This is a genomic window from Thermosulfurimonas sp. (assembly GCF_015491435.1).
In the GTDB taxonomy this organism is placed as follows: Bacteria; Desulfobacterota; Thermodesulfobacteria; order Thermodesulfobacteriales; family Thermodesulfobacteriaceae; genus Thermosulfurimonas_A.
Genome location: NZ_WFVX01000082.1, coordinates 1 through 10,695, shown reverse-complemented (window position 1 = coordinate 10,695; position 10,695 = coordinate 1). Strand labels below are relative to the sequence as shown.

Here is a 10,695-nt window from a genome sequence, read left to right as displayed (position 1 = left end):
GGGCGCTTGATGTGGGGTTTCTTCCCCGTACCATGAAAAAGGGGCGCCCGGGGGTGCGCCTTGAGGCCCTGGCCCGGCCCGAGGACGCCGAAAGGCTTTCCGTTTTAATCCTTGAGGAGACCTCCACCCTCCGGGAAAGGACGCGTCTTTCCGTCCGCCGGAGCCTTACCCCCAGGGTGGAGGTCTCCTCAAGGATAAGGGCAGAAAGCCTTTCTACGTCCTCGGGCCGGGCCAGGGCCTCAAGGCGCACCCCCGGGCGCCCCTTTTTCATGGTACGGGGAAGAAACCCCACATCAAGCGCCCCCTGGGAAAGGAGCCTTTCGGCGACCTGCGCGAGCACCTCCGGGCTTTCGTCGTCAAGGTCGCAGACGATCTCCACCACCTCCTCGGAGGACACCGCAGGCTCAGGGGCCCCGACAAAAAGCCTTAAGATATTGGGGCGGCTCTTTAAGGTGAAGGTCCCGGCCCCCACGCCCACGGCCTCAAGACGAAGGGGAGGCAGAGGGCCGAAGTCCCGGGCGAGCACCCGGACCAGGGCCGCTCCGGTGGGGGTCACGGTCTCCACCTCCTCCGGGACGCCATAGACCGGAACCCCACGGAGGATCTCGGCCGCCGCCGGGGCCGGATGCGGAAGCCGGCCGTGGGCGGTCTCAAGGAGCCCGGAGCCCAGGGGAAGGGGCGAGACGCAAAGTTCGGAGATCCCGAGATAGTGAAGCCCGTAAAGCACCCCCAAGACATCCCCCAAAGTGTCGTAGGCCGAAAGCTCGTGAAGGTTGACCTCCGAGGGGTCTTTTCCGTGCACCCGGGCCTCGGCCGAAAAGATAAGCTCAAAGATCTTTCGGGCCCGGAGTTTTAAGGCCTCGGGAAGGGAGAGGCCCTCAAGCATGGCGAAGAAATCCGGAAGGCGGGAAGGAAGGGCCCCGGGGGCCCCGGCCGAAAGCTTAACCCTTAGGGCGGAAAGGCCTCCCACCGAAACCCTTTCGGTGTGAAGTCTCAAGGCCCCAGGAAGTGCGGAAAGGAAGCCCGAAAGCTTCTCCTCCGGAACCCCGGCAGAAATCAGGGCCGCAAGGAACATGTCCCCGGCCACTCCCCCTACCGCCTGAAGCCAGGCCCGTTTCATTCCTCCTCCGGAAAGAGGCGGGGTTTTAAAGCCCAGAAGGCCGCGGTGGCTGCCCCGGCGAAAAGAAGGACCCAGAGGAAGACCTCGGGGTCCTTCCTGAAGGCGGCGTCTCCTTCAAGGGTTAAGGCTAAGGTGGCCGGGGCCCGGCCAAGGAGCATCACCGGAAAGAAGACTCGGAAGGGAAAGGGAAGAAGCCCTAAGGCGTAGCAGAGATAGTCCTTGGGGAAACCGGGAAAGAGGAAGAGAAGAAAGGCCGCGGTGGGGCCGTGTCTGCGGGTGAAGGTCTTTGCCCGAAGATAAAAAGGGCGGCCTCCGAGGCGTCTTTCAAAGGGGGGACGGAAGGCCCGGGCTAAGAAAAAGGCCCCTGCCGAACCCAGGGCGAGCCCGAGCATGGCCAGGATAAAACCCTCAAAAGGCCCGAAGATGAAGCCTGCGGCAAAACCCGTGGCCTCCCCGGGAAGCGGAGCTAAAATCACCTGCAGGGCCTGAAGAAACACGAAGACCAGCGGCCCCAAGGCCCCCCGCGACTCCACCAAGGCCCGGAGCGCTTCCCGACTCTCCCAGATCCGTGCTAAAGTTTCCAGTATGGGGCTTCCTCCGGAGTTGAGTTCCGCCTTAAAAGCTTACTTTAAGGAAAAAAGGGATGTCAAAAAGGTCATCCTTTTCGGCTCCCGGGCAAGTTCTGAGGAGAGCCGAAGGAGCGATGTGGATCTTTTGATCGTTATAGATCATCCCCGGCCTTATCTTGAGCGTCTGGAGGAATTCCGGGATTTGCTCCTGCGTTTCCCGCGGTTTGAGTGGGACCTCCTGGTATGGACGGAGGAGGAACTTTCGGCCCACGGTGAAAGGCCTTTCATGCGAGAGATCCTCCGGGAGGGAAGGATTATCTATGAGCGTGCGGAAGACCCTTGAGGAAGCCCGAAGGTGGCTTAAGACCGCGGAAATGGACCTGCGGGCCGCGCGTCTTCTTTTGCGGGAGGGGGAATACGCCCTTTCCTGTTTTCACGCCCATCAGGCCGCAGAAAAGGCCCTAAAGGCCCTCTGGTACGCCCTGGAAAGCTCTCCCTGGGGCCATTCCCTGGTAAAACTCATCCGGGAGCTTGAGGAGGTGGCTCCGGAATTTTTTAATAAACTGCGCGATCTTCTTGAGCCTGCGGCCCTCCTTGACAAGTACTACATTCCCACCCGGTATCCCAACGGGCTTCCGGATTTGACGCCGGATGAGGTTTACACCCGCCGGGAGGCCGAGGAGGCCGTAAGGCTTGCCGAAGAATTCCGGAACCGGGTAAGGGAGGTTCTCACTCCTTAAACACCGGGCAGGGGCGTTTCGGGGGCCAGTTGCGCATCACCGGGTCGGAGAAATCCCGGTGGCAGGGGAGACAGAGCCCCACCCGGAGGATCCGCCGGATCTCCGGGCCGGAAAAGGCCGAAACCCCGGGCCTAAAGTTCACCAGGGGTTCCCCGGAAAGGTTGGTAAGCGCCGAAAGTCCGTGTTTCAGGCCCAGAAGTTCCGCGGGGGCCTCGGTCGGGGTGAAACGCCACTTCCCTTTACCGAGATAGGTAAGGGAACCGTAGCCCAGGCCCACGGTCTTTGCCGACTGGTGACAGTCTCTGCAGGTTCTCGCCTTCCCGGTTCCGTGGGGGTACATGTGGGACCAGGTGATGCGCCGGAACTCCCGCTCCACCTTCCCCTCCGGGGAAAGGAAGGTTACGAAGTCCTGTCAGCCCGGAACCAGCACCGTGACCCGCCCCCGGTAAAGGCCCAGGGTGGGGGCCTTGAGCCGCATGTAGCTCCGGAATTCCTCCCAGAGACCGGGGGTCTTGCGGAAGGAGAGCTTGTCGAGCTGTTTCTCCCCGGCGCTCCGGCGCACGTGACAGCCGAAACACTGGGGCACTCTGCGGTCGTGGCAGGCCCAGCAGGCAAGCCTCCGGTGCACCGGGTGCCGGCAGGCCACCGGATCCGGCCTTTTTACGGGAAGGAGTTTTCCCGTAAGTTTGGCCCGTAAGAAGATTTTTCCGTCCTTTACTATCAAATTCGGAAGCGGGGTCCCCTTTTTGGTGCGTCCGAGGCCCTCGTGGCAGGCCTCGCAGGTGATCTCCAGCGACTCCTCAAGATGGGCGTAGGCCTTGCCGTCGCCCATGGTCTCGTTCTGCACGTGACAATCCACGCAGCTCATGCCGGCCTTAAAATGCACATCCGGGGGGATGCGTTCCACGAAACGGCCGTCGGGAAGCTCCTCGGCCCCGAAGGTCCCGTCCCGGATGGGGGCCCCGTATTGTTCGTCCTCGTAAAGGCCCTGGTAGGTTAAGGCGATGCGGCCGCTGCGGTTGTGGCAGCGGGCGCAGTTTCGGACCGGGATCTTACGGGTAAGGATGGGATGGGCTTTCGGTTTTTTACCGGGCACGAGATGGCAGGCCGCACACCCCCCGCCCTTTTCGCGAAGAAAACCCGGAAGCTTCTCCCGGGGAAGCCAGAGATGACAGGTCCCGCAGAGCTTGCGGAAGTAATCCAGCGCCGGGGAGTCCTTCCCGGTTTGCATCAGTTCCTCAACCGAGATTTTTTCCCGGAAATTTCGGGTTTCCCCCCAGTAGTAGCGCAGGGTGGAGATGATACCCCGGTTGGTGGCCATGAGGCTCTTTTTAACCCTTTCCGGGTAGCCCGGGTGACACTCCGGCCGGCCGCAGCTTCGGTCGGCATAACGGAGATCCGCGGGATTCTTTACCACCCCCCGGTGGGCCCGGGATTTATCCACCGTAAGGGGGTCTCCTCCGTGACAGTCCGCGCAGCCCACCACGCCCCGGGCGTGGGCCTTTCCGGGCGTCTCCTTATGGCAGGCCAGGCACATGTCCACCCGCCCGGAGGTGAGGGTATAGACTTTAAGGGCCCGTTTTCGGGAATGTTCATGCCAGAGGAGTACCAGCAGGAGAAGGAGGCAGAAGAGAAGCAGGATTTTTTTCATCGCAGAAGCCCCCAGAGGGTTAGCACTCCGTAGCCCGCGCACCAGAGAATAAGCCCGAAAAGGGAGACCCGGCGCAGAGAGGGTATCCGCACGAGAAAATAAAAGGTCGGGCCGAGGGAGGGGAGGAGGATCCCGGCCAGAAAGGGAGGGGCATGTCGCAGGGCCTCCTGCACCCCTACGAAAAACCAGGGACCTTTTACCAGAAGATGAGGCCCCGGGGCGTGAAGCCCTACCGGAAGGAAGAGGGCCAGGGCCCCGCACAGGGCAAAGACCAGGAGGAAGGGGTCAGCCGGCCAGCGCCGGGCTCGAAAGTGCCAGATTCCGTAAAGTCCCAGGACCACCAGAGAGGCCCAGAAATGGTAGAGATAGGGTCGGTGGATGCCTCCTTCCCTCACCGTAAAGAGCAGGGCATTGAGATAGGGGCCTATCACCGGTAGTCTGAGGCTTAGGCTTTCGGCGATAAAGCCGGCCAGTTTCCCGGTTTCGTCCCAGCGAATAACATATCCGGTAAAAGCCACCAGGAAAATGAGCGGAAGAGAAAGGGAGAGAGCCAGCCAGGGAAGGGGTCTTCGGTGTTCCTCGGCCCGGGCCCACAGGGCTTCGCCTGCATGCCACAGGAGAAGAACCAGCGTAGCCCAGGAGGAAAAATAATGCAGACGCCTTAAGAACCAGCCGTAAGGGACCACCGTATCTATCCCTACCGTGGAGACAAAGGGGGCCTTTTCGTGAAAGGGATAGGCCAGGAGGATGCCCGAGATTACGGCCAGAAGAAAGGCCGAGGAGAGGGCCCAGGACAGGAAGGGATTAACCCGGTATTTCAAGGATGATACCTCCCTCGGTCCTTTCCCATTTCAGGGGGTAGAGTCCGCGGGGGGCCGGCCCGGCCAGTTTGGCTCCGAGAAGAGAGAATCTGCTCTGATGGCAGGGACAGAGAAAAATCCCCAGGCGGGGCTGATAGTTCACCACACAGCCCAGGTGGGGACAGCGCCGGGAAAAGGCCCGGATCTCTCCCCCGGGAAGGCGTACCAGGAAGTATTCCGCTCCCACCTTTACCTTCTGGGCCGAAGGCCAGTCGGCCTCCCGGATCAGGACCCGGCGCGGCGGCGGGGGAAGAAAATACCGCACCGCCGAAAGCCCGGCCCAGCAAAATCCGGAGAAGACCGCGGCCCCGGCCAGGAAACCCAGAAAATCCCGTCGTTTCATGCTCCCTAATATTACCCCTTTGCCTTGCCAAAGTAAAAGAATGGGTTATAAAACTTCCATAAACCCCAAGAATAGACTGGACGGGGCTTGGGATGCGGGCGCTCATTGTGATTGACATGTTAAACGATTTTCTGGATCCGAAGGGGGTTCTTTATTGCGGAGAAGCAGCCCGGAGGATCATTCCCGCCATTAAGAAACTCCTTGAGGAATTCCGCGCCCGGGGCGAGCCGGTGATCTATGTCTGCGACGCCCATGAGCCGGAGGACAGGGAATTTCAGGCCTTCCCCGCCCACTGCGTGAAGGGGAGCTGGGGGGCGGAGATCATTCCGGAGCTTGCCCCGGCCCCCGGGGAAAGGGTTATCGAAAAGACCCGTTTTGACGCCTTCTTCCGCACGGAGCTTGAGGAGGTCCTGCGGGAGCTCGGGGTGGATGAGGTGTGGCTTTGCGGGGTCTGTACCAGCATCTGCGTCATGGATACCGCGGCCGGAGCCTTTTTCCGGGGCTTCAAGGTGGTCGTTCCCTCCTCCGCCGTGGGGGACTTTGATCCCGAGGCCCACGAGTTCGCCTTAAAAAGAATGGAACGGATCTATAAGGCCCGGATTGTTTAGGAGGATTGCTAATGCCAGATGTAAATTTCGTTATAGACGAAAAAGGGAATAAAAAAGCGGTTATCTTGCCTATAGAAGTTTATCAGGAAATCCTAGAGAAACTCGAAGAACTTGAGGAAATAAGAGCGTACGATGAAGCCAAAGCTTCAGGAGATGAAGTCATTCCTTTTGAGGTAGCTATAAAAGAGATCGAAGACTCCCGGAAGCCTTGAAGTGTATCAAATTTTCATCCTTAGAAAGGCACAAAAGGAATTGAGTAGCCTTCCCTTTTCAGACTATGAGCGTCTCAAAGAAGCAATCTTAAAATTGGCCGAAAATCCCAGACCGACAGGTTGCAAGAAATTAATCGGTCGTGAAGGTTGGCGAATAAGAGTGGGAAATTACCGTTAGGACATCGCAAAGATGTTTACCGCTAAATGGCTCACTCCCTCGGCCCTTCTTACGGATCTTTACGAGCTCACCATGAGCCAGGTCTATGTGGAGCGGGGGATGCTCGCTCCGGCCACCTTTTCCCTTTTCGTAAGAAAGCTTCCCCGGCAAAGAAGTTTTCTCCTTTTTGCCGGACTCTGGCCCCTCCTTGAGGCCCTGCGCGAGCTCCGCTTTAGCGAAGATGACCTCGCCTACCTTGAATCCCTGAAACTCTTTAAGCCCACCTTCCTGGATTATCTTAAGGATTTCCGGTTTAGCGGGGAGGTCTGGGCCCTTCCCGAGGGGACGGTCTTTTTCGAAAACGAACCGGTGGTGGAGATCACCGCCCCGCTTCCCGAGGCCCAGATCGTGGAGACCTTGGTTATCAACCTCGTCAACATTGAGACGGCCATTGCCACCAAGGCCGCGCTCTGTGTGCTTGCCGCTCAGGGCCGGCCCTGCGTGGACTTCGGGGCCCGGCGCACCCAGGGGCTTGAGGCCAGCCTCCATGCCGCAAGGGCCTCCTACATCGCGGGTTTTACCGCCACAAGCAATGTGCTCGCCGGAAAACTCTTCGGCCTCCCTGTGACCGGCACCATGGCCCACTCCTACGTGGAAAGCTTTGACCGTGAGGAGGAGGCCTTCCGGGTCTTTGCCGAAAACTTTCCGGAAAATACGGTTTTTCTCATCGATACCTACGACACCCTTGAGGGGGCTAGGCGTGCGGCCCGGGTGGCCCTTAAACTTAAGGAAAAAGGCCTTTCGGTGCGCGGGGTAAGGCTTGATTCTGGAGATGTGATTGAGCTTTCCCGGAAGGTGCGCCGCGTTCTCGATGAGGCCGGGCTTTCGGAGGTGAAAATCTTCGTCTCCGGGGGGCTTGACGAAAAGAGGATCGCCGAGATCGTCTCCTCCGGGGCCCCGGTGGATGCCTTCGGGGTGGGGACCAAGATGGGGGTTTCGGCCGACGCCCCCTATCTGGATCTGGCCTACAAACTGGTGGAATACGACGGACGCCCCCGGATGAAACTTTCCGAGGGAAAGATCACCTATCCCGGGCGCAAACAGGTCTTTCGCCGCTATGCCGATTCCGGCCTTATGGAGGAGGATCTTCTCGCCCTGCGCGAGGAAGACCTTCCCGGAAAGCCGCTTCTTAAATGTTTTATGCGCGAGAGAAACCTTCTTGAGACTCCTCCCTCGCTTTCAACTATTCGCCGACGGGCCGCAGAGGAAATAGCCCGTCTTCCAAAAGAGGTCCGGAAGGGAAAACGCGTCCCTTCCCCTCGCGTCTCCGAGGCCCTTGCCCGTCTCTATCAGGAGACCGCGGAAGGCCTGAGGAAGGAAATTTAGTCCATGCCCAAGCTTCCCCGTCGCAATCCCCGGGCCATGGCCCTAAAGACCCTCATCCGCTGGGAGCGGGGGAAGCCCCTTCTTGACGAGATCCTTTCCGAGGTCCTGGTAAAAAGCGTCCTTCCTGACCCGCGGGATCGGGCCCTCTGCGGCGAGCTGGTAAACGGCGTGGTGCGACACCTTTATTACCTGGACTATGTGATCTCCCGTTTTTCGGAAGAGCCCCTGGATCGTATGGATCCCCAGGTGAGAAATCTCCTTCGGCTTGCGACCTATCAGCTCCTTTTCACCCGGGTCCCGGCGCGAGCCGCGGTGGCCGAGGCGGTGAAACTCGTAAAACGCGGACGTGGAAAATGGGTGGTCTCCTTTGTGAATGCGGTCTTGCGAAAGATTGCCGAAGTGCGTGAGAGGCCGCCCGAGCCTCCCCGGGAGATGAATCCCGTGGCCTATCTTTCGGTGCGGTATTCCTATCCGGAATGGATGGTTACCCGCTGGCTTTCCCGCTTCGGGGAGGAAGAAACCGAAAGGCTCCTTGCCGCGGGAAACGAAAAGCCCCCTTTAGTGGTGCGGGCCAATACCTTGCGGGTAACCCGGGACCAACTCTTAAATTATCTTAAAGCGGAGATCCCCGGGGCCGAGGCCTGTCGTTATAGTCCCGAGGGAATCATTCTTCGGGGTTTTCGGGGGCGGATCACCGAACTTCGTGCCTTTGCCGTGGGCTGGCTTCAGGTGCAGGATGAAGCCAGCCAGCTGGTCTCCCTTCTGCTTTCCCCCCGCCCCGGGGAGAGAGTGCTTGACGCCTGCGCCGGGGTGGGCGGAAAGACCACTCATCTGGCTCAACTCATGCAAAATACCGGCCGCATCTATGCCTACGACCTTTACGCCTGGCGGATTGAACGTCTTCGGGAAAACGCCGAAAGGCTGGGGATTACCATCGTGGAGAGCTTTACCGGCGAGGTGGTAGAGGGAGTAAAAGCCTTTGGCGCCGGGTTCTTTGACCGGATCCTGATCGATGCCCCCTGCACCGGGACCGGGGTCATCAGGCGGCATCCGGACATTAAATGGGCCCGAAAACCCGAGGATCTCACGAAGGTCCCGGAAAAACAGCTGGCCCTCCTTTGCGGGCTTGCCGAGTCCTTAAAGCCCGGCGGGGTTATGGTCTATGCCACCTGTAGCCTTGAGCCCGAGGAAAACGAGGAGGTGGTGGAGAAATTCCTTTCCAGCCATCCGGAATTTGAGATCGAAGACCCGAGGAAGGTGCTTCCCGAGGCCACCCGCGAGCTGGTGGACGAAAACGGGTTCCTGCGCACCTATCCCCATCGCCATGGTCTGGACGGTTTTTTCGGGGTAAGATTGAGGAAAAGGCGCGCGAGGTGAGATTATGGCCATAACCGAACTCCGGGGCATGGATCGCATCATCGTGCCCATCAAGCTTGAGCCGGGCACGAAGTTTGTCTTTCAGTGCGGGCCGGGGGTGCCCTGTTTCAAACTCTGTTGTTCCGCCCTTTATCTGCCCCTTACCCCTTATGACATCCTGCGTTTAAGAGATCACTTCGGACTCACCACGGATGAATTTCTCCTGCAGTACACCGAACCCTTCATCCTTCCCCGTTCCGGGCTTCCGGTGGCCCGGCTTAAGATGCGGGAGGATGCGGAAAAGACCTGTCCCTTCCTCGGGGAAGAGGGGTGCACGGTCTATCCCGTGCGGCCGCTGGCCTGCCGGTATTATCCCCTGGGGCTGGGTATCTTTCGGAATCGGGATGAGGGCCGAAACGAGGATTTTTACTATCTGGTCAAAGAGGGCTTCTGTCAGGGGCTTGACTCCGGGCCGGAGATCACCGTGGATGAATACCGCAAAAGCCAGGGCATTCCGGAGACCGAGGAACCGGTCAAGGAGTGGGCAGAGATCATCATGAAAAAGGAATCCTTAGGGCCGGTTGAGGTTCCGGAGAAAAGTCTTCAGCTCTTCTTCATGGTCAGCACCAATCCGGAGCGCTTCCGGCGTTTCGTGTTTGAGAGCAAGTTCCTGGAGATCTTTGAGGTGGACGAGGACACGCTCTCCCGTATTCGGGAGGATGATCTGGCGCTCCTTCAGTTCGGTTTTCGGTGGCTGAAAAGCGTACTTTTCGGGGAAAACCTGGTGCGGCGCAGGAAAGAGGTGCCCGAACACCGGAAGGTAAAACCTCTCTAAGGGGGCTTGCAAGCCGGGGAAAAGATGGTAATAAATGTTTAGTCTTTGTGCCGGGGTAGCTCAGTCGGTAGAGCAGCGGACTGAAAATCCGCGTGTCCCTGGTTCGATTCCGGGCCCCGGCACCTTGATTCTCAAGGACTTGTCTTGCCTTGAACCCAAAGAGGCGGGAGGCTACACCGTCACTCTTCCCCATCTTCCGGAATGCCTCACTTAGGGGGATACCCTTGAGGAGGTTTTACGAAAGGCCAAGGAAGTCCTAAGGGAACACTTTTTCGAAAACTATTCTTCAGAAGGGGCCCTTGATCTTTTACAGGTGAAGATTTTATTCAAAAATAGTGGGCCGCCCAGGACTCGAACCTGGAACCTATGGATTAAGAGTCCATTGCTCTACCAGTTGAGCTAGCGGCCCACCTGGGACCTTAAAATAACACCACTAGCCCGGGTGTCAAGAAAAGTGTTCCAAAATGGCTTCAATCAGGCCCGCAATGGTGTATTCCCGGGCCTCTATGCCCGGAGGGTGTCCCAGCTGGCGAAGGGTCTCACTGGTAATAGGACCTATGGAAGCCAGGGTCACCTTCCGAAGGAGTTCCTCCCGTCCGTCCAGAAGCCGAAAGAAATTACGAGCCGTGGAGGAACTGGTAAAAGTAACCACATCCACCCCCTCCTCCAGGGCCGCGATCAGAGCCTCGCGGGATTCCTCGGGAAGGATGGTCCGATAAGCTGTGACCACCCGCACCTCGGCTCCTCTTTCTCGAAGTTTTTCCGGAAGGATCTCCCGGGCCTCCGCCGCACGGGGAAGAAGTATCCTCCGCCCCTTAAGGTCCTCGCCCAAGAAGGCCTCGATGAGCCCCTCGGCCC

Annotated in this window: 13 protein-coding genes, 2 tRNA genes and 2 pseudogenes; 9 read left to right on the top strand and 8 right to left on the bottom strand. The window is 59.1% G+C overall.

Going from position 1 to position 10,695, the window contains the following annotated elements:
• Nucleotides 1-32: 32 nt before the first annotated feature.
• Nucleotides 33-134 (top strand): annotated as a pseudogene (gene larC / locus F8J34_RS09750) (nickel insertion protein); the annotation flags it as partial.
• Between the two features lie 8 nt (nucleotides 135-142).
• Here larC and F8J34_RS03810 read toward each other — a convergent pair.
• Nucleotides 143-1,075, bottom strand: a pseudogene (locus F8J34_RS03810) (LarC family nickel insertion protein); the annotation flags it as partial.
• A gap of 41 nt (nucleotides 1,076-1,116) precedes the next feature.
• A complete protein-coding gene (locus F8J34_RS03805) occupies nucleotides 1,117-1,653 on the bottom strand; it encodes a VTT domain-containing protein (RefSeq protein WP_297056678.1) in 537 nt (178 codons plus the stop codon).
• Nucleotides 1,654-1,705: 52 nt separating this feature from the next.
• Between F8J34_RS03805 and F8J34_RS03800 the strand changes: the two genes are divergently transcribed.
• On the top strand, nucleotides 1,706-2,032 hold the full coding sequence (locus tag F8J34_RS03800; protein WP_297056676.1) for a nucleotidyltransferase domain-containing protein: 327 nt from the start codon (nucleotides 1,706-1,708) through the stop codon (nucleotides 2,030-2,032).
• Nucleotides 2,010-2,429: a HEPN domain-containing protein gene (locus F8J34_RS03795; RefSeq protein WP_297056675.1), complete on the top strand. Its 420-nt coding sequence runs from the start codon at nucleotides 2,010-2,012 to the stop codon at nucleotides 2,427-2,429. Before F8J34_RS03800 ends, F8J34_RS03795 begins: the two co-directional genes overlap by 23 nt.
• Here F8J34_RS03795 and F8J34_RS03790 read toward each other — a convergent pair.
• The 4 genes from F8J34_RS03790 to F8J34_RS03775 are packed head-to-tail and all read right to left on the bottom strand — an operon-like array spanning nucleotide 2,419 to nucleotide 5,283.
• Complete coding sequence (locus F8J34_RS03790; RefSeq protein WP_297056674.1) at nucleotides 2,419-2,805, bottom strand: hypothetical protein; 387 nt, start codon at nucleotides 2,803-2,805, stop codon at nucleotides 2,419-2,421. The two genes, F8J34_RS03795 and F8J34_RS03790, sit on opposite strands and share 11 nt — an antisense overlap.
• Nucleotides 2,806-2,841: 36 nt before the next feature.
• Nucleotides 2,842-4,080, bottom strand: coding sequence for a hypothetical protein (locus F8J34_RS03785; RefSeq protein ID WP_297056673.1), 1,239 nt, complete (start codon nucleotides 4,078-4,080; stop codon nucleotides 2,842-2,844).
• Nucleotides 4,077-4,901 (bottom strand): cytochrome b N-terminal domain-containing protein, encoded by an 825-nt coding sequence (locus F8J34_RS03780; protein WP_297056672.1) that lies wholly within the window; start codon nucleotides 4,899-4,901, stop codon nucleotides 4,077-4,079. The genes F8J34_RS03785 and F8J34_RS03780 overlap by 4 nt, the downstream gene beginning before the upstream one ends.
• Nucleotides 4,885-5,283 (bottom strand): ubiquinol-cytochrome c reductase iron-sulfur subunit, encoded by a 399-nt coding sequence (locus F8J34_RS03775; protein WP_297056671.1) that lies wholly within the window; start codon nucleotides 5,281-5,283, stop codon nucleotides 4,885-4,887. The genes F8J34_RS03780 and F8J34_RS03775 overlap by 17 nt, the downstream gene beginning before the upstream one ends.
• A 92-nt stretch (nucleotides 5,284-5,375) precedes the next feature.
• Between F8J34_RS03775 and F8J34_RS03770 the strand changes: the two genes are divergently transcribed.
• The 6 genes from F8J34_RS03770 to F8J34_RS03745 all read left to right on the top strand — a co-directional run bounded on the left by F8J34_RS03770 (nucleotide 5,376) and on the right by F8J34_RS03745 (nucleotide 9,959).
• Entirely contained in the window at nucleotides 5,376-5,891 is a 516-nt protein-coding gene (locus F8J34_RS03770; protein ID WP_297056670.1) for an isochorismatase family cysteine hydrolase, read from the top strand.
• Between the two features lie 11 nt (nucleotides 5,892-5,902).
• Nucleotides 5,903-6,103, top strand: coding sequence for a hypothetical protein (locus F8J34_RS03765; RefSeq protein ID WP_297056669.1), 201 nt, complete (start codon nucleotides 5,903-5,905; stop codon nucleotides 6,101-6,103).
• 190 nt (nucleotides 6,104-6,293) lie between these two features.
• Nucleotides 6,294-7,646 (top strand): nicotinate phosphoribosyltransferase, encoded by a 1,353-nt coding sequence (locus F8J34_RS03760; RefSeq protein WP_297056668.1) that lies wholly within the window; start codon nucleotides 6,294-6,296, stop codon nucleotides 7,644-7,646.
• A 3-nt stretch (nucleotides 7,647-7,649) separates the two neighbouring features.
• Nucleotides 7,650-9,023 carry a 16S rRNA (cytosine(967)-C(5))-methyltransferase RsmB gene (gene rsmB, locus F8J34_RS03755; protein ID WP_297056667.1) on the top strand — a complete coding sequence of 458 codons (1,374 nt, stop codon included), beginning with the start codon at nucleotides 7,650-7,652 and terminating at the stop codon, nucleotides 9,021-9,023.
• Between the two features lie 4 nt (nucleotides 9,024-9,027).
• Nucleotides 9,028-9,837, top strand: coding sequence for a YkgJ family cysteine cluster protein (locus F8J34_RS03750; RefSeq protein ID WP_297056666.1), 810 nt, complete (start codon nucleotides 9,028-9,030; stop codon nucleotides 9,835-9,837).
• 49 nt (nucleotides 9,838-9,886) lie between these two features.
• Nucleotides 9,887-9,959: transfer RNA gene (locus tag F8J34_RS03745), tRNA-Phe, on the top strand.
• 214 nt (nucleotides 9,960-10,173) lie between these two features.
• On the opposite strand, the gene F8J34_RS03740 is transcribed toward F8J34_RS03745, so the two are convergent.
• Both F8J34_RS03740 and F8J34_RS03735 read right to left on the bottom strand, forming a co-directional pair.
• A tRNA-Lys gene (locus F8J34_RS03740) sits at nucleotides 10,174-10,246 on the bottom strand.
• 36 nt (nucleotides 10,247-10,282) lie between these two features.
• On the bottom strand, nucleotides 10,283-10,695 hold a 413-nt coding region (locus tag F8J34_RS03735), incomplete at its 5' end, for a uroporphyrinogen-III synthase (protein ID WP_297056664.1).

Bases quoted from the DNA above. Each gene is read 5' to 3' on its own strand.
- F8J34_RS03770 (WP_297056670.1), top strand. From the start codon at position 5,376: ATGCGGGCGCTCATTGTGATTGACATGTTAAACGATTTTCTGGATCCG.
- F8J34_RS03760 (WP_297056668.1), top strand. From the start codon at position 6,294: ATGTTTACCGCTAAATGGCTCACTCCCTCGGCCCTTCTTACGGATCTT.
- F8J34_RS03765 (WP_297056669.1), top strand. From the start codon at position 5,903: ATGCCAGATGTAAATTTCGTTATAGACGAAAAAGGGAATAAAAAAGCG.
- rsmB (WP_297056667.1), top strand. From the start codon at position 7,650: ATGCCCAAGCTTCCCCGTCGCAATCCCCGGGCCATGGCCCTAAAGACC.
- F8J34_RS03775 (WP_297056671.1), bottom strand. From the start codon at position 5,283: ATGAAACGACGGGATTTTCTGGGTTTCCTGGCCGGGGCCGCGGTCTTC.
- F8J34_RS03795 (WP_297056675.1), top strand. From the start codon at position 2,010: ATGAGCGTGCGGAAGACCCTTGAGGAAGCCCGAAGGTGGCTTAAGACC.
- F8J34_RS03800 (WP_297056676.1), top strand. From the start codon at position 1,706: ATGGGGCTTCCTCCGGAGTTGAGTTCCGCCTTAAAAGCTTACTTTAAG.
- F8J34_RS03785 (WP_297056673.1), bottom strand. From the start codon at position 4,080: ATGAAAAAAATCCTGCTTCTCTTCTGCCTCCTTCTCCTGCTGGTACTC.
- F8J34_RS03750 (WP_297056666.1), top strand. From the start codon at position 9,028: ATGGCCATAACCGAACTCCGGGGCATGGATCGCATCATCGTGCCCATC.